Origin of the sequence: Ferrigenium sp. UT5, from assembly GCF_045866295.1 — a bacterium.
GTDB lineage: Bacteria > Pseudomonadota > Gammaproteobacteria > Burkholderiales > Gallionellaceae > Sideroxyarcus.
Map to the genome: position 1 here is coordinate 37,173 of NZ_BAAFRY010000004.1, position 20,291 is coordinate 57,463.

Consider the following 20,291-nt stretch of genomic DNA (forward strand, 5'->3'; position numbering starts at 1 on the left):
ATGAAAGAAGTCAAATTTCTAGACTTGGCGGCATTGCACGCCACTATACGTACAGATCTGGATATAGCCTACCGGCGTGTAATGGATGCCGGCTGGTTTATCACCGGAGAGGAGCTGGAAGCGTTCGAACAAGAGTTCGCCGCATACAGCAAAGTGCGGCATTGTATCGGCGTTGCAAACGGTCTAGATGCGCTGCATCTCATCCTGCGCGGTTACGATATAGGCGCAGGCGACGAGGTCATCGTGCCAGCGAACACCTTCATCGCCACCTGGCTGGCAGTATCGCAGGCGGGCGCAACCCCCGTTCCGGTTGAACCGGAAGCAGGAACTTATAATCTCAACCCGTCGCGCGTGGAAGAGAAGATCACCTCGCGCACCAGAGCCATTATGGCAGTGCACCTTTATGGACAGATGGCCAACATGCCCGCCTTGCGCGAGATTGCGGACCGACGCGGACTGTGCCTGATTGAAGATGCCGCCCAAGCGCACGGTGCGCAGGGGCACGGGCGCACCGCCGGTGGCGTCGGCGATGCTGCCGGGTTCAGTTTTTATCCGGGCAAGAATCTTGGTGCGCTTGGCGATGGCGGGGCGGTAACCACCAACGATGCCGAACTGGCCGAGAAGATACGTCTGTTGCGCAACTATGGCTCGCGGGAGAAATACCACCATGAGGTCTCCGGCTACAACTCGCGTCTGGATGAAATGCAGGCGGCCTTCCTGCGCGTAAAACTTCAGTATCTCGAACAGTGGAATGTGCAGCGCCGCGCGCAGGCGGCAGTCTATACGCAAGCCTTGTCGGGCAAACAGGGATTGTTCTTGCCCATCGTCCCGGAATGGGCCGTTCCGGTCTGGCATCTTTATGTGGTGCGCACCCGGCAACGTGATTCGTTGCAAGCTTGGCTGCGCGAGGCGGGCATCCAGACACAGATTCATTACCCGATTCCGCCACATTTGCAGGGTGCTTACCGTGATGCTGGCATTGCGGCAGAAGGCACACTGCCGGTTAGCGAGGAGATCCACCGCGAGGTATTGAGTCTGCCGCTCGGGGTTCACCTTACTCCGGAGCAACAGCAATACGTCATCGACAGGATACTGGCATGGAATGGCGCTTGATCGGCTCTCGAGGCGCTTCCATGCTGGTAAAACTGCTCAAGAAATGCGCTGCACAAGTGGTAACCATGCTGGTACGTTGGGGATGGCCGAGTCTGGGCAGACTCATGCTTATGCTGGAGCAGTCGGTATCAACGAGACGGCGGCAACAACATTTATTGAAATTTAATAGTGTTGCCGAAGGTGCAGAGCAATTGTCTGCGCGTGTGCAAGCTGTAGTTCCCGCGCGTTCACTGGCCTTGCTCCCGATTCGCCGGGCAGGTACGAATGCGGAACTGACAGAACGGCGTGAACATCAAGTTGACTTGCCCGCTGTGTGCATTACCGAATTCCGCGATATGCGGATCATCGGCGGCAGCGAGATGTTGTGCACGAAAGACGGTGTATTGCTGTATGACGAAATAGCGCTGGGAGATCCTGACCGCTACGGATGCAAGGCCTTTGGCATCATCCCAGCGCAGGGTTTCGGTCGCCATTTGCCGGCTTGCAAGAACGGGCGAGTGCTGATTTCTCATCATCATCCGGAGCGTGTTCCGATCACAAGAGGCATTCATCTGTGCAAGGATCACTCGGGCAATTATTTTCACTGGCTGTTCGAGTGTCTCCCGCGCGCCATCGTGACAATGCAATATGCCGAGTATGCAGGATTCCCACTGTTGGTCGATGCGCATCTGCCCGAACAAAATCTGCAGGCACTGGAGCAGATCGCTGCGGGCCGGGAAATCATGCACATCGGCCATCGCGATCTTCATCGTGTCGGAGCACTGGTGTTCCCTGGCGTGTTCTCATATATGCACGACAACTATGGAAACGAGGTTGAGCCGGGCGACCTGCTGATTGCGCCGGAGGCTGTAATCTTATTGCGCAAGACGTATCTGCAAAATCTGGGCCGGGTCGGATTCAAAAAACTTTTTGTTGCACGCGATAGTGCGAAATACCGTCGGTTGCGCAACGAAAAACAGTTACAGGAGGCTATGGTTGCGCACGGTTTCGAGATCGTACGGCCGGAAAACTTGAGCTTCGCGCAGCAAGTCGAGCTATTTTCCAGTGCCTCCGTCATCATCGGCCCGACGGGCGCTGGCTTGAGCAACATGGTCTTTTCCCCGGAGGGCTGCAAGGTGATCGTCCTGGCCGGTGCCACACTGGGCGCCAACACTTTCATTTTCGGACAGTTGGGGCAGTGGCTGAAGCATGATTTGATCTATCTGACCGGACCTGCAATGCACCCGGGAAAGCTGCATTCGGATTACACCATCAACCTCGACGAACTATGTGTATTGCTGGCCAAGATGCCGATCACGCCTCATGCGGCAAAGAGTGAAGCAGCATGAACGCCTGCCCGCGCGTGTCCATCCTGGTCATCAGCTACAACCAGGAAAAATACATCCGCGAGGCGCTGGAGAGTGCGCTGGCGCAGGATTACGCAAACCTCGAGGTGGTGGTGGCCGACGATGCGTCGCGCGATGGTACGCAGGCCATCATCCGCGAACTGGCGCAGCGTCATCCGCAGCGTCTCAAGCCCATCTACAACCCGCAAAACGTCGGCATCACCGCCAACAGCAATATCGGGCTGCGTGCTTGCAGCGGCGAATTCATCGCCTTCATGGGCGGGGACGATGTGCTGTTGCCGGGCAAGATCACGCGACAGGTAGAGTGGTTCGCGCAGGATGGCAAGCGGGTGTTGTGCGGGCATGATGTGGACTGGATCGACGCGGGCGGCGCATCGCTGGGTCTGCGCACCAGCGACCTGGTGCCGTTCCATGCAGGGCAGGGGGCGGCAGGCTTCATCCGGAACGGTACACCTTACACTGCCGCTTCGGTCATGGTGCGCCGGGTACGCATTCCGACTTACGGTTTCCACCCGCTGCTGCCCGTCGTGTCCGACTGGAAATTGTGGATCGATGTGATCGGCACCGACGGCACCTATGGCTATATCCCAGGGATTCACGCGCAGTACCGACGGCATGGCGGCAACGTGACGGCACGACCAAGCTGGAAAGTTACGCGCGATGTGTTGATGACCGCCTGGCTGTCGCTGTGGCATTTGCGTGGACGCTACTTGAAGGACTGGCTGCACTATTTCCTGGTGCGCCCCCTGCGCAAACGCCTGTACCGGAGGCGCCGTGGCTAGGGTGATCGCCATCACTGGCGCGACCGGTTTCATCGGGCGCCATCTGGTCGCGCGGCATGTCGCGCTCGGCGACGAGGTGCGCTATCTGACGCGAAGCGCCGATGGCGCGCCGCTGCCCGGCGCGATCCGCCACGTCGGCGATCTGGGCGGCACGGCAGATGACTTGCATGGATTCGTGCGCGGCGCGGATGTGCTGTACCACTGCGCGGCAGAACTGCTGGACGCGTCGCGCATGGAAGTGACCAACGTGGCCGGCACGCGCAATCTGCTGCAAGCCGCGCAAGGCGAGGTCGGGCGCTGGGTGCAGCTGAGCAGTACCGGCGTCTATGGTTTGCAGCGCGGGGGCGAAGTGGATGAAGACAGCGGACTGCGCCCCGGCAACGCCTACGAGCGCAGCAAGGCGGCGGCTGACGCACTGTTGCTGGAGGCGACAGAACAATACGGGCTGGCTTGCGTACTGCTGCGGCCGTCCAATGTGTATGACGCGGATATGAGCAACCGTTCGCTGTTCCAGTTGATACGCATGATCGACAAGAGGTTGTTCTTCTTCATCGGCCCGCCGGGTGCCGTGGCGAACTACATCCACGTCGAAAATGTCGTGGATGCCCTGCTGGCCTGCGGACAGGCGTCGCTGCCGCAGAACGGACGCACCTATATCGTCTCCGACCATTGCCCGCTGGAGACCTTCGTCGGCCTAATCGCTACGCATCTCGGCAGGCAGGCGCCGTCTCTGCGTTTACCGTTGCCGCTGGCGCATGCGGCGGCGAACCTGTTCGGCAGGATGCCGGGCTTTCCGCTCAAACCCTCGCGTGTGGCGGCACTGACCGACCGCACGGTCTATCGCACGGACCGCATCATCCGCGAACTCGGATATCGCAACCGCATCACGCTGGAGCAAGGGGTGGGCGAACTGGTCAGGGAGTGGCAGCGTGGCGCACACTGAACCATCATCGCACAAGCCCAGGGTCGTCCGTGTCGTGACGGCTTCCTATGTCGTGCCCTGGCATCTCGCCAACACGCTGCAGAGGATGCCTGCAGACTTCGAGACCTATGTCGTGGGGCAAGGTGTTTCCAAGTACCGCGACATGTATCCCGGCGTGCACTGGATAGACCTCGATCTCGGCCGCAAAGTGAACCTGCTGTCTGACCTGCGTGCGTTATTCGCGCTGTGCCGGGTATTCCGCGCCATCCGTCCCGACATCGTCCATTCCATCATGCCCAAGGCCGGGCTGCTGGCCGCGCTCGCCGGGTTCCTGTGCCGAGTGCCGGTGCGCATGCATACCTTCACCGGCCAAGTGTGGGCGACCAAGCGCGGTCTGGCGCGCGGCTTCTATTACACCCTTGACTGGCTGATCAATGCCTTGAACACCGCCTGCCTGACCGACAGTCCGTCGCAGTCCGTTTTTCTGCGGGAGCATGGGATCACGCAGGAGGGTAAAGCACTGTCAGTGCTGTCGAAGGGTTCGCTGTCGGGTGTGGACCTCCGGCGTTTCGATAGGGCTGCTTTGTCGTCCGGAGCTGCTGACATGCGTGGTCAGTTGGGTTTGCATCAGTCCGACTATGTGTTTGCTTTCATCGCAAGGAAGACGCGTGACAAAGGCGCCATCGACGTACTCAATGCTTTCTCCAAAATCGCCGCTTCCGTACCGAATGCACACCTACTGTACGTCGGCCCCGACGAGTCGGAAGGCGAGGTCAGAAAATTGCTCGATGCAGACAAGACCCTTTCTGACTCGGTGGTGGAGATCGGCCAAGTTGGAAATCACGAACTGTATCTGGCGATCAGTGACGTGCTGTGTTTACCAAGTTACCGCGAAGGTTTTGGGACTATCGTGATCGATGCCGCAGCGCTGGGAATTCCCGCCATCGGCACGCGCATTCCCGGCCTGGTTGACGCGATCGAAGACGGGCATACCGGTGTTCTATTTCCCATGGGCGACATCGAAGCACTCGTGGCCATCATGCAAGATGCACTGGAACGCCCGGAGAAATATCGGCAGATGGGCGAGAATGCGAAGGACAGGGTGAAGCAATTGTTCAGTGCGCAAGTCCTGTACGACGCATTAAGAACCTTGTATTGCGAACTGGCCGGTAAGAACGAGATGAAGCCGCGTGATCGGGGCAAGGTGTGATGAGCGTTCTCGTTACGGGTGCCAATGGCTTTGTGGGCGCTGCGCTCGTCGAAAAGATGCGGGAACGCGGACTTGCTTCCAGATGTGCAGTGCGCGCGGCCGCTCAAATTGATGGTTGTTCCGAATCGGTGGAGGTGGGCGGCATCAATGCAAGGACGGACTGGCGAACTGTCTTGCAGGGTATCGATGTCGTGATTCACCTCGCAGCGCGTGTGCACGTGATGGAGGAATCGGCCGCCGATCCGCTCGCCGCGTTCCGTGAAGTGAACGTGGCAGGCACGGAGAACCTGGCACGCCAGGCAGCCGCAGCCGGTGTGAAGCGGCTGGTGTATGTCAGCAGCATCAAAGTGAATGGAGAGGAAACCGCAGAAGGCCATGCGTTCCGCGAAGACGATGTGCCGCTTCCGCAGGACCCTTATGGCATCTCGAAATGGGAAGCGGAACAGGCGCTGCACCGCATCGCGACCGAGACTGGGCTGGAAGTCGTCATCGTGCGTCCGCCGCTGGTGTATGGGCCGGGCGTGAAGGGAAACTTCGCGCAGATGCTGAAGGTGGTGCAGCGCGGCATCCCGCTGCCGCTGGCTTCGGTGCACAACCAGCGCAGCCTGGTCTATCTGGGGAATCTGGTCGATGCCTTGCTCCTGTGCGCCACGCATCCTGCGGCAGCCGGGCAGACCTATCTGGTTAGCGACGGTGAGGATGTTTCCACACCGGAATTGCTGCGCCGATTGGGCAAGGCGATGGGGCGCCCGGCGCGGGTTTTTCTGTGCCCTCCGGCGTTGTTGAAATTGGCGGGTCGGCTAACAGGCAAGTCGGATCAGGTCGAGCGTCTGCTGGGGTCGTTACAGGTGGATAGCGGAAAGATCCGGCGTGAGTTGGGCTGGGTGCCCCCCTGCGATTTGGCGCGCGGATTGCAGGAAACGGTAGCGGGAAGCCGAGCCAAATAAGCTGTGAATTGACTGCACGCATCATGATGCGGTAGCATCATGATTCCTAAGTTAATGGGGTACGAGATGAGAACTACGATCGATATTGAAGATGACGTTCTGGCTGCTGCCAAGGAATTGGCACGCATGCAGAATCTTTCGGCGGGACAGGTGGTGTCGGGTTTGTTGCGACGGGCGCTTGCGGGCGGCCAGCAACAGGCACAGTCTGAAGTCAAAAAAGTCGCCGGGTTTCGGCCTTTTGCGGCCCGAGGCGTGATTGTCAGTAACGACATCGTGGATCGGCTGCGCGATCAAGAGGGCGCGTGATGCGTGCGTTGCTGGATGTGAACGTGCTGATCGCCTTGCTCGATGCCGGTCATGTTCATCACGCGATGGCCTTGTCCTGGCTGGAACACGAAGTCGATCAAGGCTGGGCGTCCTGCCCGCTGACCCAGAACGGCTGCATCCGCATCATGTCACAACCCAACTATCCCGCGCCGTTGCCAGCTTCTGAAGTTGCCGCCAGACTGGCGGAAGCCGCCGCCGCCCCTCACCACGAATTCTGGCCGGCAGATGTGAATCTGCTCGATTCCACACGGATCGACTGGAGCAAGGTCCTCGGGCACCGTCAGGTCACGGACGTTTATCTTCTTGCGCTGGCGGTGCGGCACAATGGCCGGTTCGTCACATTCGACCAGAACATACGCACTGATGCCGTAAGCATGGCAGGCGCCGCGCATCTCCACGTGCTCGGACAGGCTTGAGGACCTCCATGCCATATTTGCCACCAATCGTTGCGATGCTGGTTGCCGCAGTCGTTATCACCGTCATACTGCGCAGCAAATACGGGCAGGCCATTCAGGATATTCCAAACGACCGCTCCCTCCATAACACGCCCGTCCCGCGCACCGGCGGAATTGCCCTGGTGCTGGGTTTGTCTGCCGGATGGAGTTTTCTGGCCGAATCGATTCCGTGGTGGGTGTGGTTGCCCTGCCTGATGTTATTTGTCGTGTCGTTGCTGGATGACATCCGCAATTTGCCGGTGAAGCAACGTCTGTTCGCCCATCTGACGGCAGCAGCGCTGCTGGTGGCGGGCTCGGGGGTGGCTGCGCAACAGGGCTGGCTGGTCGCCCTCGCCGTGTTTCTCTATGCGGCATGGATGATCGATCTGTACAACTTCATGGACGGTTCGGATGGTCTGGCCGGGGGCGTGGCGCTGTTCGGTTTTGCTTGCTACGGCATCGCATCGTTGCTGGCGCACGACGAGATGCTGGCGCTGCTGAATTTCAGTATCGCGGCGGCGGCGCTGAGCTTCCTGTTCTTCAATTTTCATCCGGCCAGGATTTTCATGGGCGATGCCGGCTCGATCCCGCTGGGATACCTTGCGGCGGCGCTGGGATTGTGGGGCTGGCTGCGGGGCGATTGGTCGGTGTGGTTTCCCTTGCTGACGTTCTCGCCCTTCATCGTCGATGCCACGGTAACGCTGGTCAAGCGCACGTTGCGTGGCGCGAAAATCACCGAAGCGCACCGGGAGCATTACTATCAACGGGCCGTGCAGATGGGTTTGGGGCATCGCAGGGTTGCGCTGGTGGAATACGGCCTGATGAGCCTCATCGGACTCGCCGCTTTGTCCTCGCGCAATGCTGCTTTCCCTGTCCTTGCTTTGCTTTTGTCTTCCGGGGTGCTGGTGCTGCCAATGGTATGGATCGAGCGCCGCTGGATAATGAAGGAAACAAGATGATATCTGCAGAAACTCGCCGTCTGCTTGCCATTGCTCATGACCTTGTGGCGGCGGCATTGGCCTGGTGGTTTGCCTATCAGTTGCGCTTCAATTTCGATCTTCCGGCGAATTTTGGCGCGGAGTTGTGGCAGACCCTGCCGTTCGTGGTGGCAGGCCAGGGCATCGTATTCTTTGCGTTTGGCCTCTACCGCGGCATCTGGCGCTATGCCAGCATCGGCGATGTGCGCCGCATTGTGCTGGCGGTGTTGGCCGCCACGACCGGTTTGGCTTTTCTACTGTGGATGCTGAAATTGCCGATCATCGTGCCGCGCTCGGTGCTGGTGCTCGATCCCTTGCTGCTGGTGCTGGTGATGGGCGGCAACCGTTTGCTTTACCGCATGTGGAAAGAGAACTTGCTGTATGGCGACCTTGTCTCGCGCGGCGAGCCGGTGCTGGTATTGGGTGCGGGCGATGCGGCCGTGGCACTTTCCAAGGAACTGGCGCGCAGTGCTCGCTGGCATGTAGCCGGCTTCCTCGATGACGACTCCGGCAAGACAGGCAGCGCACTGAACGGCATACCCGTGCTGGGAACGCTCGACGAGTTGCCTGAATGGGCGCAAAAGTACAGCGCCGCTCGGGCGATCATCGCGATGCCGTCTGCTTCTCATCGCGACCGTCAGCGCGCTATTGGTCTTTGTGAAAGCGCCGGGATCAAGGCACTCACCGTACCGGCCTATGATGATCTGCTCTCGGGAAAGGTGAGTGTTTCGCAATTACGCGAGGTCGAGCTCGACGACCTGCTCGGTCGTGATCCGGTGATCCTGGACACCGAAGCGCTGCAATCCCTGTTGCACGACAAAACCGTGCTGATCACCGGCGCGGGCGGTTCGATCGGTGCCGAGCTTTGCCGTCAGGTGGCGCGCTTCGCACCGCGCAAACTGGTGCTGTACGAGATTGGCGAGCTGGCCCTGTACCAGATCGAGCAGTCGCTCTCGCAAACGTTCCCCGCGCTCGAAATCGCCTATCTGGCAGGCGACGTCAAGGATGGCGGGCGGCTGGACGAAGTGTTCGCCGCGTATCGCCCGCAGGTGGTCTTCCATGCGGCGGCCTACAAGCATGTGCCGCTGATGGAACGCGGCAACGCCTGGCAGGCCGTGCGCAACAATGTGTTCGGCACCTGGCAGGTGGCGCAGTGCGCGCAAAAATATGGCGTCGAAAAATTCGTGCTGATCTCCACCGACAAGGCGGTCAATCCGACCAACGTCATGGGCACCACCAAGCGCATGGCGGAGATGGTGTGCCAGGGCTTGCAGCAGAAGGCAGAAGCCCCCCTCTCCAACTCTCCCCCGCTTGCGGGAGAAATAACAAGCGAGAAAGGCACTCTTAAATTTCAGGGAACGCGCTTTGTCATCGTGCGTTTCGGCAATGTGCTGGGCAGCAACGGCAGCGTGATTCCGAAATTCCGCGAGCAGATCGCCCGCGGCGGCCCGGTTAACGTGACCCATCCCGAGATCAATCGCTTCTTCATGTCCATCCCGGAGGCCGCGCAACTGGTGATGCAGGCGGCCAGCATGGGGCAAGGCAGCGAAATCTATGTGCTCGACATGGGCGAGCCGGTGAAGATCGTCGATCTGGCGCGCACCATGATCCGCTTGTCCGGCCTCGGCGAAGACGAAATCCGCATCGAATTCACCGGTCTGCGCCCCGGCGAAAAACTGTACGAGGAGGTGCTGGCCGACGCTGAGACCAGCCTGCCCACACCGCATCCGAAATTGCGCATCGCCCAAGTGCGTGCGGTCAAGGAAGATGAAGTCCGGGCCGTGCTGGAATGGGTGAAGCAGGATAAACCTTTGCCGGACGACGATGTGCGCGCCACGTTGTGCCGCTTTGTCCCCGAATACTGCGCCGTAAAAAACTGAACGGAACTGTCCCCCTTATTGCTTGCCATGCTGTCCCTGAAAAAACTCTCGCAAGACGAAATGATCCGCCTGTTCGGCCTGGCCACGTTCAATCGCGGCAAGGACTATATCGGCCATGTGCTTGAACTCGAAGCGGAGGAGGATCGTATCCATGCCGTCGTGCTCGGGAGCGCGCCTGATCCCTACGAGCTGGATGTCTATGCCCGTACCGGACGCATGGGACGCGCCGGCATCCAGTCGCGTTGCAGCTGTCCGATGGGCGGCCATTGCAAGCACGTGGTGGCCGCCTTGCTGGCGGCCCAGCGCGTGCAAGGCAAGCCGATTGAGATGAGTCGTACGCCTTTGCAGGAATGGATCGCGGAGCTGCGTAATACGGCGCAAGCACCGAATGAAACCGTGGCACACGGCAAGCCCAGTTTGCGCATTTATTACCGGCTGGCGTACGACACGCTGCGCGCCCAGTGGCAGGTGCGTTTGTACAAGGCGCTGCCGCCGGCAGACGGGGAAGTCATCAGGTTGGACCATGAGTGGCGGTCGCTGGACCGTGCGCTGGTGAGGCGCCCGCAATTCGTCAGTGAAGACGAACTGCCGCTGCTGCGCATGCTGCATTTTTATGCGCGCAGTCCCGTCGGCGGCGACGGCTATATGCTGGAAGGCGAGACGGGCGCGCAACTGATGCGGCCATTGCTGGCGACGCAGCGGCTGGTGCTGGACGGCCGCTTGCTGCATCTGGCCGCGCCGCGCACGGGCGACGTGCAATGGCGGGTCAACGAACAGGAGCGCCTGTATCCGCGTCTGGTTGCCGAACCGGCGGCGACCCATCTGCTGCCTTTGCAACCGCCCTGGTATGTTGATGTGCACAACTGCGAGGCGGGCGAGGTGGCGCTGGCATTGTCGCTGCCGGTGCTGCAACAGCTGCTCAAGATTCCCCCGCTGGCGCGCAACGAGGTGACGCGCGCGGCGGCGGCGCTGGCCGAACTGGCGCCGCAATTGCCCGCGCCCAGCCGCGCCACGCTGGATGCCGTGCGGCAAGTGGGCGGCAAACCCGTTGCGGTGCTGCGCTTCGACACGATCAATGATCCCGCCTATGACGTCTTGCCCTATTACCTGCGGGCCACCCGTGCGCGCGAGTGGGATGTAGCGCAGCCGCGGCTGATGTACGAGGACGTGAGTGTACCGTTGCGCCATGCGGGCAACCTGGTGACGCTGCCGGACGGCGAGGTGGTCAAGGTCAAGCGGCATGCCGCCACGGAAAACAAATTGCGCCAGGCGCTGGAGCTGTTGCCGGCGAAAGTAAATCGCAGCGGTTACGGCAACCTCGCGCTGCCCAGGGATGCCCTGACGCTCGAATTCTTGGAACGTTGGGATGAGTTCCGCGATGAGGTGATGCCGCAGTTGCAAAAGGCCGGCTGGCAGATTGAATACGCGCCGGGCTTCCGTTATCGCGAACTGGAAGTGGAAGACTGGCAGGCCGAGATCAGCGACAGCGGCGACGGCTGGTTCAATCTGGACATGGGCATCGTGGTGGAAGGCCGGCGGCAGCCGCTGGCGCCGATGCTGGCCGCGCTGTTCCGCCACGATGCGCGCTGGCTGGACGGCGTGCAGATGCAGCGCATCGCGGACCGCGAAAGGATCACGCTGCTGACCGACGACGGTCAGGTCGTGCGCGTCTCGGCGGCAAGATTGAAGCCGATCGCCGCCACCCTGATCGACCTGTTCTCCGCCGGATTCCAGCCGGACATCCTGCGCGTGCATCGCTACGATGCCCCCCGCCTGGAGGTGTTGGGGGCGGACACTTCGCGCTGGCAATTCAAGGGCGCACAGGCCGTGCAAGCCATGGCGGCGCGCTTGCAGGCGGCGGGCGCGGTACAGCCGGTCGCGGCGCCCGCCGGATTTTGCGGCACGCTGCGCGACTACCAGCAACAGGGCCTTGCCTGGCTGCAATATCTGCGCGCCAACGAACTGTCCGGCATCCTCGCCGACGACATGGGACTGGGCAAGACCGCGCAGGCCATCGCCCATCTGCTCGCCGAAAAAGAACAGGGCCGCATGGATCGTCCCAGCCTGGTCGTGCTGCCCACTTCGCTGGTGTTCAACTGGAAAAGCGAACTGGCGCGTTTTGCGCCCGGCCTGTCGGTGCTGGTGTTGCACGGTGCTGAACGCAAGGAGCAGTTCGACGCCATCGCGCGCCACGACATCGTGCTCACCACTTATCCGCTGCTGTGGCGCGATGCCGAGGCACTGCTGCCGTTCGAGTATCACTACCTGCTGCTGGACGAGGCGCAATATGTCAAGAATGCCGGGAGCAAGAGCGCCGTCGCACTGCGTCAGTTGCGCGCGCGGCACCGCCTGTGCCTCACCGGCACGCCGATGGAGAACCATCTGGGCGAACTGTGGGCGCAGTTCGATTTCCTGATGCCGGGTTTTCTGGAAGACAGCAAACGCTTCGCCAAGACCTGGCGCACCCCGATCGAAAAGAACGGCGACAGCGCCCGGATGCTTCTGCTCAACCAGCGCGTGCGGCCGTTCATCCTGCGCCGCCGCAAGGAAGACGTCGCCAAGGAATTGCCGCCCAAGACCACCATTGTGCGCGCGGTGGAACTGCAAGGCGCGCAGCGCGACCTGTACGAAACGGTGCGCAGTGCCATGGACAGCAAGGTGCGCGCCGAGATCGCCGACAAGGGGCTGAACCGCAGCCAGATCGTGATCCTCGATGCGCTGCTCAAATTGCGCCAGGTCTGTTGCGACCCGCGCTTGCTCAAATCGGTCAGGATCGGCAAAAAGATGCCGTCGGCCAAGCTCGAATTGTTGCGCGAGATGCTGCCGGAAATGGTGGCGGAAGGACGCCGCATCCTGCTGTTTTCGCAATTCACCGAGATGCTGGCGCTGATCGAAGCGGAACTGGAACAGGCCGCCATCCCTTTCGTCAAACTCACCGGCCAGACCCGCGACCGCGCAACGCCGGTCAAACAATTCCAGCAGGGCGACGTGCCGGTGTTCCTCATCAGCCTCAAGGCCGGCGGTGTTGGCCTCAACCTGACCACGGCCGACACCGTCATCCACTATGACCCGTGGTGGAATCCCGCTGTCGAAAACCAGGCCACCGACCGCGCCCACCGCATCGGCCAGCAGAACAGCGTGTTCGTGTATAAACTCACCGTTGCCGGCAGCATCGAGGAAAAGATGCTCGCCCTGCAAGAACGCAAGGCCCAGCTCGCCGCAGGCATGCTGGGTCGCGACGAGCACGCCGAACTGAAATTCGGCGAGGCCGAAATCGCGGCACTCCTCGCCCCCTTGCCGGAAAATTAGGTTCCCATTAACCATGCCCACGCTCTCCGTCATCCTCATCACCCGCAACGAATCCGCCAACATCCGTGCCTGCCTGGAATCGGTGGCATTCGCCGATGAGATCATCGTGGTCGATTCCGGCAGCACCGACGACACGGTCGCCATCGCGCGCAGCATGGGCGCGCAGGTGTACGAGCACGACTGGCCCGGCTTCGGCCCACAGAAGAACCGCGCCTTGAACTACGCGACGTGCGACTGGGTGTTCTCCATCGACGCCGACGAGCGGGTCACGCCGGCACTCCGGGATGAAATTCAACAGGCGCTGCAGCGCCCCGCAGCGGCGGGCTACTGCGTGCCGCGCCATTCCGAATTCTGCGGCGTTTTCGTCCGCCATTGCGGCTGGTATCCGGACTACGTGTTGCGCTTGTTCGAGCGCGGCCGGGGACGCTTTCTGGAACGTCTGGTGCATGAATGTGTGGCGATCGACGGAGTCTATGCAAAACTGCATACCCCGCTGTTGCATTACAGCTACCGCACCCGGGAAGACATCGAGCGCAAAGTCAGTGCGTATTCCAGCGCGGCGGCCGCGCAAATGTTTCAGGCCGGGAAGCGCGCAAATTGCACGGCGGGCATCCTGCCGGCCTGCTGGACATTCGTGCGGACCTGGCTGCTGCAACTGGGGTTTCTCGACGGCCGAACCGGATGGCATATCGCCACGATGAACCTGCGCACCACCTGGCTGAAATACAGAAAACTGCGCGCGCTCAGCCATCACGAAATCCGCGCCCGCCAATCATGACGAATTACCCGCGCAACACGCCGTCCGCACGATGAATCTCCTGCATATCGTCAGACGCTACGGCCCGGTGGGCGGGATGGAGCGCTATGTATGGAAGACCACGTGCGAATTGGCGCGCCTGGGTCACCGGGTGCAGATCGTGTGCGAGTGCTGCTGCTGCGAGGTGCCGCAGGGGATCACGGTGCACGAACTCGGCGCGCTTGCGCCGCGCCCGCGCTGGCTGGCTTATTTCCGTTTCAGTCGCCGTGTCGCGGCCTGGCTCGAAGCCAACACGCAACCCGGCTGGCTGATCCATAGCCATGAACGTGTCGGCGTGCACGATGTGACCACGTTTCATGGGCCGCCTTTCGCCGCCGTGCGCGACCAGCCCTGGTGGAAGAAAATTTCGACCCGCGTGGCGGTGCAATTGTGGCTGGAGCGGCGCGAACTACGTGTGGCCAAGGCCATCGTGCCGAACTCCGGGATCATCGCCAGGCAACTGGCGCACTACTATCCCGAATACGCGCACAAACTCACAGCCCCTGTCATCCCGGGCGTACTGCCCGGTGTCATGCGCACCCCGCATGGGGTGCCGACCGACGGAGGTGTCATCGGGTTCGTCGGCCGCGAATGGAAACGCAAGGGATTGCCGCTGGCGGTCAAGATCGCGGCCTGTCTGCGCCGGACACGCCCGAACCTTGAATTGTGGGTGATCGGTCCGGAGCCGTGCGAGACTGAACATTTATTCAAAGATTGGCAGGGTGGCTACCGCTTGCTCGGTTGGCGTTCTGACAACGCGCATTTCGCACAGATCGACGTGCTGTTGCATCCTGCCAAAGCCGAGCCCTACGGCATGGCCATCAGCGAAGCGATGGCGGCACGGGTGCCGGTGGTGGTGTCGGATGCGTGCGGCGCGGCGGCGCAGGTGACAGCAGCGGCTGGCCGGGTTTTGCCGCTGGATGCCGCGCCGGCAGACTGGGCGGATGCGGTCGAGGCGCAGTTGGCCAGGCCGGCGCCACCACCGCCGTTCGTGCACGGCTGGGATGCCGTGGCGCGGGCATACGTCGCGGTCTATGCGAAAGTGCGAAGGTGATTGAGGGGCGGATCCATGCCGGTGGGGACTCGATGGATCAGGTATCGGCAAAGGCCGGCCCAGCTGCGGATGCGCAAACAAACAGGGGAAATCAAAATGGCACACATCCAACAAATGCAATTCGTGCGACGGGTCAAAGAGCACTTTGTGCCCGATACAAAAAATCTGAAGGTACTGGAAATCGGCGCTTACGATTTCAACGGCTCCATCCGCCAGTTCTTTCCGGGTGCAGACTACGTGGGGGTCGATCTGTGTGAAGGTCCCGGCGTCGATCTGGTCGGCTTCGGGCATGAAGTTGCGCTTCCGGATGACTCGGTGGATGTGGCCATTTCCTGCGAATGTTTTGAGCACGATGCGCACTGGGTTGAAACATTGAAAAACATGTACCGAATGACCCGTCCGGGCGGGCTGGTGGTGGTGACCTGCGCCACGCTGGGGCGAGTCGAACACGGGACAAAACGGTCTTCCTCCGAATTTTCACCCGGCACCCAATCGATAGGACTGGATTACTACCGCAACCTGGGGCGGGAAGATTTTGAAAACGCGCTGCACCTGCGCGCGCTGTTTGCCGATTATTTTTTCTTCACCATGCCGACGAGTTACGACCTGTACTTTATCGGTTGGAAGAACGGGGAGCCCCGATTCGCAAACGACAAAGCGGCCTTCTCAAAAGCCGTGGAAGACATCAGAACGCTGGGCCGCCCGCGCTTCAAGCTTTACGACGTGCCCGTGAGCCTGGCGCGACGATGCCTGAAGGAGGAGAAGTTTCAGGACTTTGCCTGCGCCTACTACAAGGCCATCAAACCCGTGCGCGGGTTTGTGAAATCCCTGACCCATCGGCAACCGGACTGACGCGCGCCACACACTCCGCACCGCGTCGAGGGCCGGCGCGGGAGTATGAGACAATTCGCCGGCTCGTTTGCATGGGGCCTCGATCGCACATAATGAAATCATCCATCCAACTGAATCGAATCCTGACCGGGAATGTGCCGGTGCTGGTGGTGTTGAGTTACCCCGCGTTGTGCTTTCTGGTGCAGGGCGGAATGAACGGCGCGATGTTTGTATTGGCCGCCTTGGCGCTGTATGGGCTGGGGTCAGGCTGTCGCCGGGGCGAACCGTTGACCGCGCCCGAGATCGCCTTCGGCATCGCCATGGCATCCGGCCTGGTCGCCATCTTTCTGGTGCAGCTCTACCATCAGGACCTGGCCGCCCGCTATTTCGATTCGGCTTCCCGCTTCCTGCTGGCCGTGCCGATTCTCTACGCCCTCCGCCAGGCGGGCGGCACAAACCTGTTTTCCGTCTTGCAGTACGCCTTCCCCCTGGGCGCGCTGGCCGCCTTGGGCGCAGTGGCCGTTTATCTGCCCTCGTTCAGCCATTCGGCCTCCCTCCCTTTTCTGAATCACATCCACCTGGGGGACATGGCCCTGCTGCTGGGATTCCTTTCGGTGCTGGGCATCAACTGGACACATCCTGACCACCCCGCACTCAAGCTGTTTAAGCTGGCCGGTTTTGGCGCCGGCCTGCTGGTGTCGATACTCTCCCAGGCGCGCGGGGGCTGGATCGCCCTCCCGCTCTTTGTGGCGTTCCTGATCCATGCGCACACTCACGGCAACTATTGGAAAAAACTGGCCTGGGGTTTGGTGCTGGTGGGAATGCTGGCGCTATTGAGTTACCTGTTCATCGGCACGATCCATTCGCGGGTCGGCATGATTTTCTCCGACTTGGCCCATTACCAGACCGGCCATCTCGACACCTCGATCGGCATTCGCCTGCAACTGTGGAACGCGGCCGTGCAACTGATTGCCGCCCATCCGATTTTCGGGGTGGGCGCGGACGGATTCGGGCAGGCGATGGGGCCCATGAGCGCGCTGCACCAGGTGACGCCGCTGGCGGCAGAATACGGCCGCGGCGAAGCGCATAGCGAGATTCTGGGACATGCCGCGCGCTTTGGCGTCTTGGGGCTATGCGCACTGCTTGCCGTTTATTTTGTGCCGCTCTACTTCTTCATGCGGCTGGCGAAATCGGGCCTGCGGCGCCAGGCAGTCGCGGCCCGGATGGGCATCTGCGTGACGCTGGGGTTTTTTATATTTGGCCTCACCGCCGAAACCTTCGACCTTAAAATGACCGCAGCTTTTTACGCGACCACCGTCGCGGTGCTGCTGGCCGCCGCCATGACGCGCGCGGATGAATGAACCTAAAATGGCCATTTGCAATATGAGGTTGAAACCAACCTTGGATTGCACACCACGAGATAGAAAGGTGTCAGTAATGGTATCGGCACTGAGCAACCAGGAGGGTTTCATCCTGAACCGCATAAACCAACCGATGTTCCTCATCTATGCGACGCGACCAAAAACCTGCAAGGTTGTGCTTCAGCGGTTCTGGCTTCCCGATTCCTTCAAACGGCGATCGCTGTATGTCTTTCAACAGGGTATTAATCCGTTTGAGCGTAGCGCGATCTTTCGTCTGCCAGAACAGGTAATCATCCCAAGCCTGGTCTGAGAATTTAATCGGCATCGATCAGCGCTCGGGTTTGACCTCCGCTTACAGCAAGCTGTTCGATTGACTCCATGAGCCGCTTCGCGTTCTTCGGGCTACGCATCAGGTATGCGGTTTCTTCAAGGGCATTGAAGTCTTGCAGCGACATCATGACTACTGGCTGCCCGGCTTGGCGTGTAATCAAAACTGGGGAGCGATCATCTGCAACCTTGTTCATGATTTCCGCCAAATGCTGACGAGTGTGGCTATAAGTTATGGCTTCCATATCTACCTCCTGTTGTACAAATATTAGTACAACGGCATCGGAGATTCAAGTAAAACCGACTGGTTGCATCCAACCTTACTTTGCACATAGCCCTAAAAATCCTGGTCAGTCCACGAAATGCACGAAAGTCACCAACTAAAACAAGCAACACGTTGGTTTGAAATTGCAACTCACCCGGCAGGAGCATCCACCGCTTCCAAAAACCCGCTGAATTTTTTCGTGTTTTTTCGTGTCGTTCGTGGATGAATACGTTTTTTAGGATGAATGTTTGGCCGCCGCTGTGTGTAAAATACGAACCCCGCGCCCGGGTAGGCGCGCAATAACCCGATTGGCCTTGCCGCCCTTATGACACTCATTCCCACGATCCTCTGCGGCGGAGCCGGCTCCCGACTCTGGCCGGTTTCACGCGAACTGCATCCCAAGCCCTTCATCCGTCTGGCCGACGGGCAAAGCCTGCTGCAAAAAGCCTGGCTGCGCGGGGCCGTGCTTGCCGATGTGGCCGAAACCCTGACCGTCACCAACCGCGAACTCTTCTTCAAGATCGAAGACGAATACCGCGAAGTTGCCCATACCCCGGACAACAAATCACTCACCAACCGCTTCATCCTCGAACCCTTCGGGCGCAACACCGCGCCCGCCATCGCCGCTGCGGCATTGCAAATTGCCGCAATCCACGGTGAAGATGCCTGCCTGCTCGTGCTCGCTGCCGATCACCTCATCGTTGACCAGGCCGCCTTCGCCCGTGCGGTCGCGTCCGCCCTGCAACTCGCCGCCCAGGGCAAACTCGTCACCTTCGGCATCAAGCCGGATCTGCCCGAGACCGGTTACGGTTACATCGAGGCCGACCTGGATTCCCAGCTCACGCAAGCGGGAGACGGGTCGGGGGAGCGGACGGGTTTTCCGGTTCTGCGCTTTGTCGAAAAACCTGATCTGGAAAAAGCCCGGGAATATCTCGCCTCGGGCCGTTTCCTGTGGAATTCCGGCATGTTCTGTTTCCAGGCGGGCACCCTGCTGCGCGAGATGGAAAAACACTGTCCGGCCATTCTCGAAACCACCCGGGCCTGCATCGCCCAGTCGCGCAGTGCCGAAGGCAAAGGGTTCAGCCAGACCGAACTGGACGCGAACGCCTTCAAACAAATCCCGGATGATTCCATCGACTACGCCGTCATGGAAAAGTCGGCCAACGTCGCCGTAGTTCCCTGCGACATCGGCTGGAGCGACATCGGTTCCTGGGTGGCGCTGGGCGACCTTACGCCGGCGAACGAACAGGGAAACCGCATTCAAGGCGAAGTCGTACTGCACCAAGTCAGCAACTGCACCATCCACAGCGGCGACCGCCTCGTCGGTGCGGTCGGCATCGACGGCCTCATCATCATCGACACTCCGGATGCACTGCTCGTCGCCGACCGCAGTCGCGCGCAGGACGTCAAGCACCTCTACGCCGCGCTCAAAAAGCAGGATCATCCGGCGCATCGCTTGCACCGCACCGTGCATCGCCCGTGGGGCACCTACACCGTGCTGGAAGAGGGACAACACTTCAAGATCAAACGCATCGAAGTCAAACCCGGCGCCAGCCTGAGCCTGCAAATGCACCACCACCGCAGCGAACACTGGGTCGTCGTCAGCGGCATGGCGCGCGTGGTGAACGGGCAGCAGGAACTCTTTGTGCACACCAACGAATCCACCTACATCCCCGCCGGGCACAAGCACCGGCTGGAAAACCCCGGCATGTTGCCGCTGGTGATGATCGAAGTACAGAGCGGCGAATATCTGGGCGAAGACGACATCGTGCGTTTCGATGACGTGTACGGGCGGAAATAAGCCGGGGGTATGCGATGAGTGATATTTCGAAAATCGAAAACCTGAAAAACAAACTCATCGAATTGCGCGGGCAGGATGTCTTGCTGGATAGCGATGTGGCGTAACTTTACGGTGTTGAGACCAAGCGCATCAATGAGGCGGTAAAAAATAACCCGGAAAAATTCCCCGCCGAATACATCATTAGAATTGAGCAAGAGCGAGTGGGACAAATTGAAGTCGAAGTTTTCGACTTCAATGCAGGAATGAAATTATGATGCAACAAAGGCGAAATACAGGGGAATCCATCATGCAAATACTAGTTGAAGTTCCAGCCAACCTGCCTGACGCAATTCAGTGCACGCCGCAACAGTTTGCCCAAGAGGCGAAGTTGGCAATGTCCATCAAGCTATTTGAAATAAAGCGTCTATCATCGGGTATGGCCGCATCGCTTGCCGGAATGAGCCGAGTGCAATTTCTTGGAGAATTGCATCGGTATGGCGTTGCCGTGATAAATCTTGAAGATGACGAAATTGCAGAGGACATCACCAATGCCTGATAGAAGCAAGATCATTGTCACCAACACTACGCCGCTCATCGCACTAACCGCAGCCACTGGAAATACACAGTGAA

The 20,291-nt window shown here is 60.2% G+C and carries 20 protein-coding genes; 18 read left to right on the forward strand and 2 right to left on the reverse strand.

All coding sequences use genetic code 11. The features are described from left to right. The 15 genes from ACKTSJ_RS02200 (at position 1) to ACKTSJ_RS02270 (ending at position 17,289) form a co-directional block, all read left to right on the forward strand. Entirely contained in the window at positions 1 to 1,113 is a 1,113-nt protein-coding gene (locus ACKTSJ_RS02200) for a DegT/DnrJ/EryC1/StrS family aminotransferase (protein ID WP_407896949.1), read from the forward strand. Then, positions 1,098 to 2,441 carry a glycosyltransferase family 61 protein gene (locus tag ACKTSJ_RS02205; RefSeq protein WP_407896951.1) on the forward strand — a complete coding sequence of 448 codons (1,344 nt, stop codon included), beginning with the start codon at positions 1,098 to 1,100 and terminating at the stop codon, positions 2,439 to 2,441. The genes ACKTSJ_RS02200 and ACKTSJ_RS02205 overlap by 16 nt, the downstream gene beginning before the upstream one ends. Continuing rightward, the gene (locus ACKTSJ_RS02210; RefSeq protein WP_407896953.1) at positions 2,438 to 3,241 is read left to right on the forward strand and encodes a glycosyltransferase; all 804 of its coding nucleotides are present in this window, start codon (positions 2,438 to 2,440) and stop codon (positions 3,239 to 3,241) included. Before ACKTSJ_RS02205 ends, ACKTSJ_RS02210 begins: the two co-directional genes overlap by 4 nt. Then, on the forward strand, positions 3,234 to 4,184 hold the full coding sequence (locus tag ACKTSJ_RS02215) for an NAD-dependent epimerase/dehydratase family protein (RefSeq protein ID WP_407896955.1): 951 nt from the start codon (positions 3,234 to 3,236) through the stop codon (positions 4,182 to 4,184). Before ACKTSJ_RS02210 ends, ACKTSJ_RS02215 begins: the two co-directional genes overlap by 8 nt. Beyond that, positions 4,171 to 5,373 (forward strand): glycosyltransferase, encoded by a 1,203-nt coding sequence (locus ACKTSJ_RS02220; protein ID WP_407896957.1) that lies wholly within the window; start codon positions 4,171 to 4,173, stop codon positions 5,371 to 5,373. Before ACKTSJ_RS02215 ends, ACKTSJ_RS02220 begins: the two co-directional genes overlap by 14 nt. Beyond that, positions 5,373 to 6,320 carry a UDP-glucose 4-epimerase family protein gene (locus ACKTSJ_RS02225; RefSeq protein ID WP_407896959.1) on the forward strand — a complete coding sequence of 316 codons (948 nt, stop codon included), beginning with the start codon at positions 5,373 to 5,375 and terminating at the stop codon, positions 6,318 to 6,320. The genes ACKTSJ_RS02220 and ACKTSJ_RS02225 overlap by 1 nt, the downstream gene beginning before the upstream one ends. A 39-nt stretch (positions 6,321 to 6,359) precedes the next feature. After that, positions 6,360 to 6,626, forward strand: a complete 267-nt coding sequence (locus tag ACKTSJ_RS02230; RefSeq protein WP_407896961.1) for a hypothetical protein — start codon at positions 6,360 to 6,362, stop codon at positions 6,624 to 6,626. Further along, a complete protein-coding gene (locus tag ACKTSJ_RS02235; protein ID WP_407896963.1) occupies positions 6,626 to 7,063 on the forward strand; it encodes a TA system VapC family ribonuclease toxin in 438 nt (145 codons plus the stop codon). Before ACKTSJ_RS02230 ends, ACKTSJ_RS02235 begins: the two co-directional genes overlap by 1 nt. An 8-nt stretch (positions 7,064 to 7,071) precedes the next feature. Beyond that, positions 7,072 to 8,040 (forward strand): MraY family glycosyltransferase, encoded by a 969-nt coding sequence (locus tag ACKTSJ_RS02240; protein ID WP_407896965.1) that lies wholly within the window; start codon positions 7,072 to 7,074, stop codon positions 8,038 to 8,040. Then, positions 8,037 to 9,938, forward strand: a complete 1,902-nt coding sequence (locus ACKTSJ_RS02245; RefSeq protein WP_407896967.1) for a polysaccharide biosynthesis protein — start codon at positions 8,037 to 8,039, stop codon at positions 9,936 to 9,938. The genes ACKTSJ_RS02240 and ACKTSJ_RS02245 overlap by 4 nt, the downstream gene beginning before the upstream one ends. A gap of 27 nt (positions 9,939 to 9,965) precedes the next feature. Continuing rightward, entirely contained in the window at positions 9,966 to 13,247 is a 3,282-nt protein-coding gene (locus ACKTSJ_RS02250; protein WP_407896969.1) for an SNF2-related protein, read from the forward strand. Between the two features lie 13 nt (positions 13,248 to 13,260). Beyond that, on the forward strand, positions 13,261 to 14,025 hold the full coding sequence (locus ACKTSJ_RS02255; protein WP_407896971.1) for a glycosyltransferase family 2 protein: 765 nt from the start codon (positions 13,261 to 13,263) through the stop codon (positions 14,023 to 14,025). A gap of 31 nt (positions 14,026 to 14,056) precedes the next feature. Then, a complete protein-coding gene (locus ACKTSJ_RS02260) occupies positions 14,057 to 15,097 on the forward strand; it encodes a glycosyltransferase family 4 protein (protein ID WP_407896973.1) in 1,041 nt (346 codons plus the stop codon). Positions 15,098 to 15,193: 96 nt separating this feature from the next. Then, positions 15,194 to 15,949 (forward strand): class I SAM-dependent methyltransferase, encoded by a 756-nt coding sequence (locus ACKTSJ_RS02265; protein ID WP_407896975.1) that lies wholly within the window; start codon positions 15,194 to 15,196, stop codon positions 15,947 to 15,949. Between the two features lie 92 nt (positions 15,950 to 16,041). Beyond that, entirely contained in the window at positions 16,042 to 17,289 is a 1,248-nt protein-coding gene (locus tag ACKTSJ_RS02270; protein WP_407896977.1) for an O-antigen ligase family protein, read from the forward strand. 70 nt (positions 17,290 to 17,359) lie between these two features. On the opposite strand, the gene ACKTSJ_RS02275 is transcribed toward ACKTSJ_RS02270, so the two are convergent. Continuing rightward, positions 17,360 to 17,614, reverse strand: coding sequence for a Txe/YoeB family addiction module toxin (locus tag ACKTSJ_RS02275; protein WP_407896979.1), 255 nt, complete (start codon positions 17,612 to 17,614; stop codon positions 17,360 to 17,362). Then, the gene (locus ACKTSJ_RS02280; RefSeq protein ID WP_407896981.1) at positions 17,604 to 17,861 is read right to left on the reverse strand and encodes a type II toxin-antitoxin system prevent-host-death family antitoxin; all 258 of its coding nucleotides are present in this window, start codon (positions 17,859 to 17,861) and stop codon (positions 17,604 to 17,606) included. The genes ACKTSJ_RS02275 and ACKTSJ_RS02280 overlap by 11 nt, the downstream gene beginning before the upstream one ends. 345 nt (positions 17,862 to 18,206) lie before the next feature. Between ACKTSJ_RS02280 and ACKTSJ_RS02285 the strand changes: the two genes are divergently transcribed. The 3 genes from ACKTSJ_RS02285 (at position 18,207) to ACKTSJ_RS02295 (ending at position 20,217) form a co-directional block, all read left to right on the forward strand. Continuing rightward, complete coding sequence (locus ACKTSJ_RS02285; RefSeq protein ID WP_407896983.1) at positions 18,207 to 19,682, forward strand: mannose-1-phosphate guanylyltransferase/mannose-6-phosphate isomerase; 1,476 nt, start codon at positions 18,207 to 18,209, stop codon at positions 19,680 to 19,682. A 128-nt stretch (positions 19,683 to 19,810) separates the two neighbouring features. Then, a complete protein-coding gene (locus ACKTSJ_RS02290; RefSeq protein ID WP_407897113.1) occupies positions 19,811 to 19,936 on the forward strand; it encodes a hypothetical protein in 126 nt (41 codons plus the stop codon). 32 nt (positions 19,937 to 19,968) lie between these two features. Then, on the forward strand, positions 19,969 to 20,217 hold the full coding sequence (locus ACKTSJ_RS02295; RefSeq protein ID WP_407896985.1) for a UPF0175 family protein: 249 nt from the start codon (positions 19,969 to 19,971) through the stop codon (positions 20,215 to 20,217). Positions 20,218 to 20,291 lie beyond the last annotated feature (74 nt).

Excerpts from the sequence above, each read along its gene's own strand:
- ACKTSJ_RS02200 (WP_407896949.1), top strand. The coding sequence starts at position 1 with ATGAAAGAAGTCAAATTTCTAGACTTGGCGGCATTGCACGCCACTATA.
- ACKTSJ_RS02205 (WP_407896951.1), top strand. The coding sequence starts at position 1,098 with ATGGAATGGCGCTTGATCGGCTCTCGAGGCGCTTCCATGCTGGTAAAA.
- ACKTSJ_RS02210 (WP_407896953.1), top strand. The coding sequence starts at position 2,438 with ATGAACGCCTGCCCGCGCGTGTCCATCCTGGTCATCAGCTACAACCAG.
- ACKTSJ_RS02225 (WP_407896959.1), top strand. The coding sequence starts at position 5,373 with ATGAGCGTTCTCGTTACGGGTGCCAATGGCTTTGTGGGCGCTGCGCTC.
- ACKTSJ_RS02230 (WP_407896961.1), top strand. The coding sequence starts at position 6,360 with ATGATTCCTAAGTTAATGGGGTACGAGATGAGAACTACGATCGATATT.
- ACKTSJ_RS02235 (WP_407896963.1), top strand. The coding sequence starts at position 6,626 with ATGCGTGCGTTGCTGGATGTGAACGTGCTGATCGCCTTGCTCGATGCC.
- ACKTSJ_RS02240 (WP_407896965.1), top strand. The coding sequence starts at position 7,072 with ATGCCATATTTGCCACCAATCGTTGCGATGCTGGTTGCCGCAGTCGTT.
- ACKTSJ_RS02245 (WP_407896967.1), top strand. The coding sequence starts at position 8,037 with ATGATATCTGCAGAAACTCGCCGTCTGCTTGCCATTGCTCATGACCTT.
- ACKTSJ_RS02250 (WP_407896969.1), top strand. The coding sequence starts at position 9,966 with ATGCTGTCCCTGAAAAAACTCTCGCAAGACGAAATGATCCGCCTGTTC.
- ACKTSJ_RS02255 (WP_407896971.1), top strand. The coding sequence starts at position 13,261 with ATGCCCACGCTCTCCGTCATCCTCATCACCCGCAACGAATCCGCCAAC.
- ACKTSJ_RS02260 (WP_407896973.1), top strand. The coding sequence starts at position 14,057 with ATGAATCTCCTGCATATCGTCAGACGCTACGGCCCGGTGGGCGGGATG.
- ACKTSJ_RS02265 (WP_407896975.1), top strand. The coding sequence starts at position 15,194 with ATGGCACACATCCAACAAATGCAATTCGTGCGACGGGTCAAAGAGCAC.
- ACKTSJ_RS02270 (WP_407896977.1), top strand. The coding sequence starts at position 16,042 with ATGAAATCATCCATCCAACTGAATCGAATCCTGACCGGGAATGTGCCG.
- ACKTSJ_RS02275 (WP_407896979.1), bottom strand. The coding sequence starts at position 17,614 with ATGCCGATTAAATTCTCAGACCAGGCTTGGGATGATTACCTGTTCTGG.
- ACKTSJ_RS02280 (WP_407896981.1), bottom strand. The coding sequence starts at position 17,861 with ATGGAAGCCATAACTTATAGCCACACTCGTCAGCATTTGGCGGAAATC.
- ACKTSJ_RS02285 (WP_407896983.1), top strand. The coding sequence starts at position 18,207 with ATGACACTCATTCCCACGATCCTCTGCGGCGGAGCCGGCTCCCGACTC.
- ACKTSJ_RS02295 (WP_407896985.1), top strand. The coding sequence starts at position 19,969 with ATGCAAATACTAGTTGAAGTTCCAGCCAACCTGCCTGACGCAATTCAG.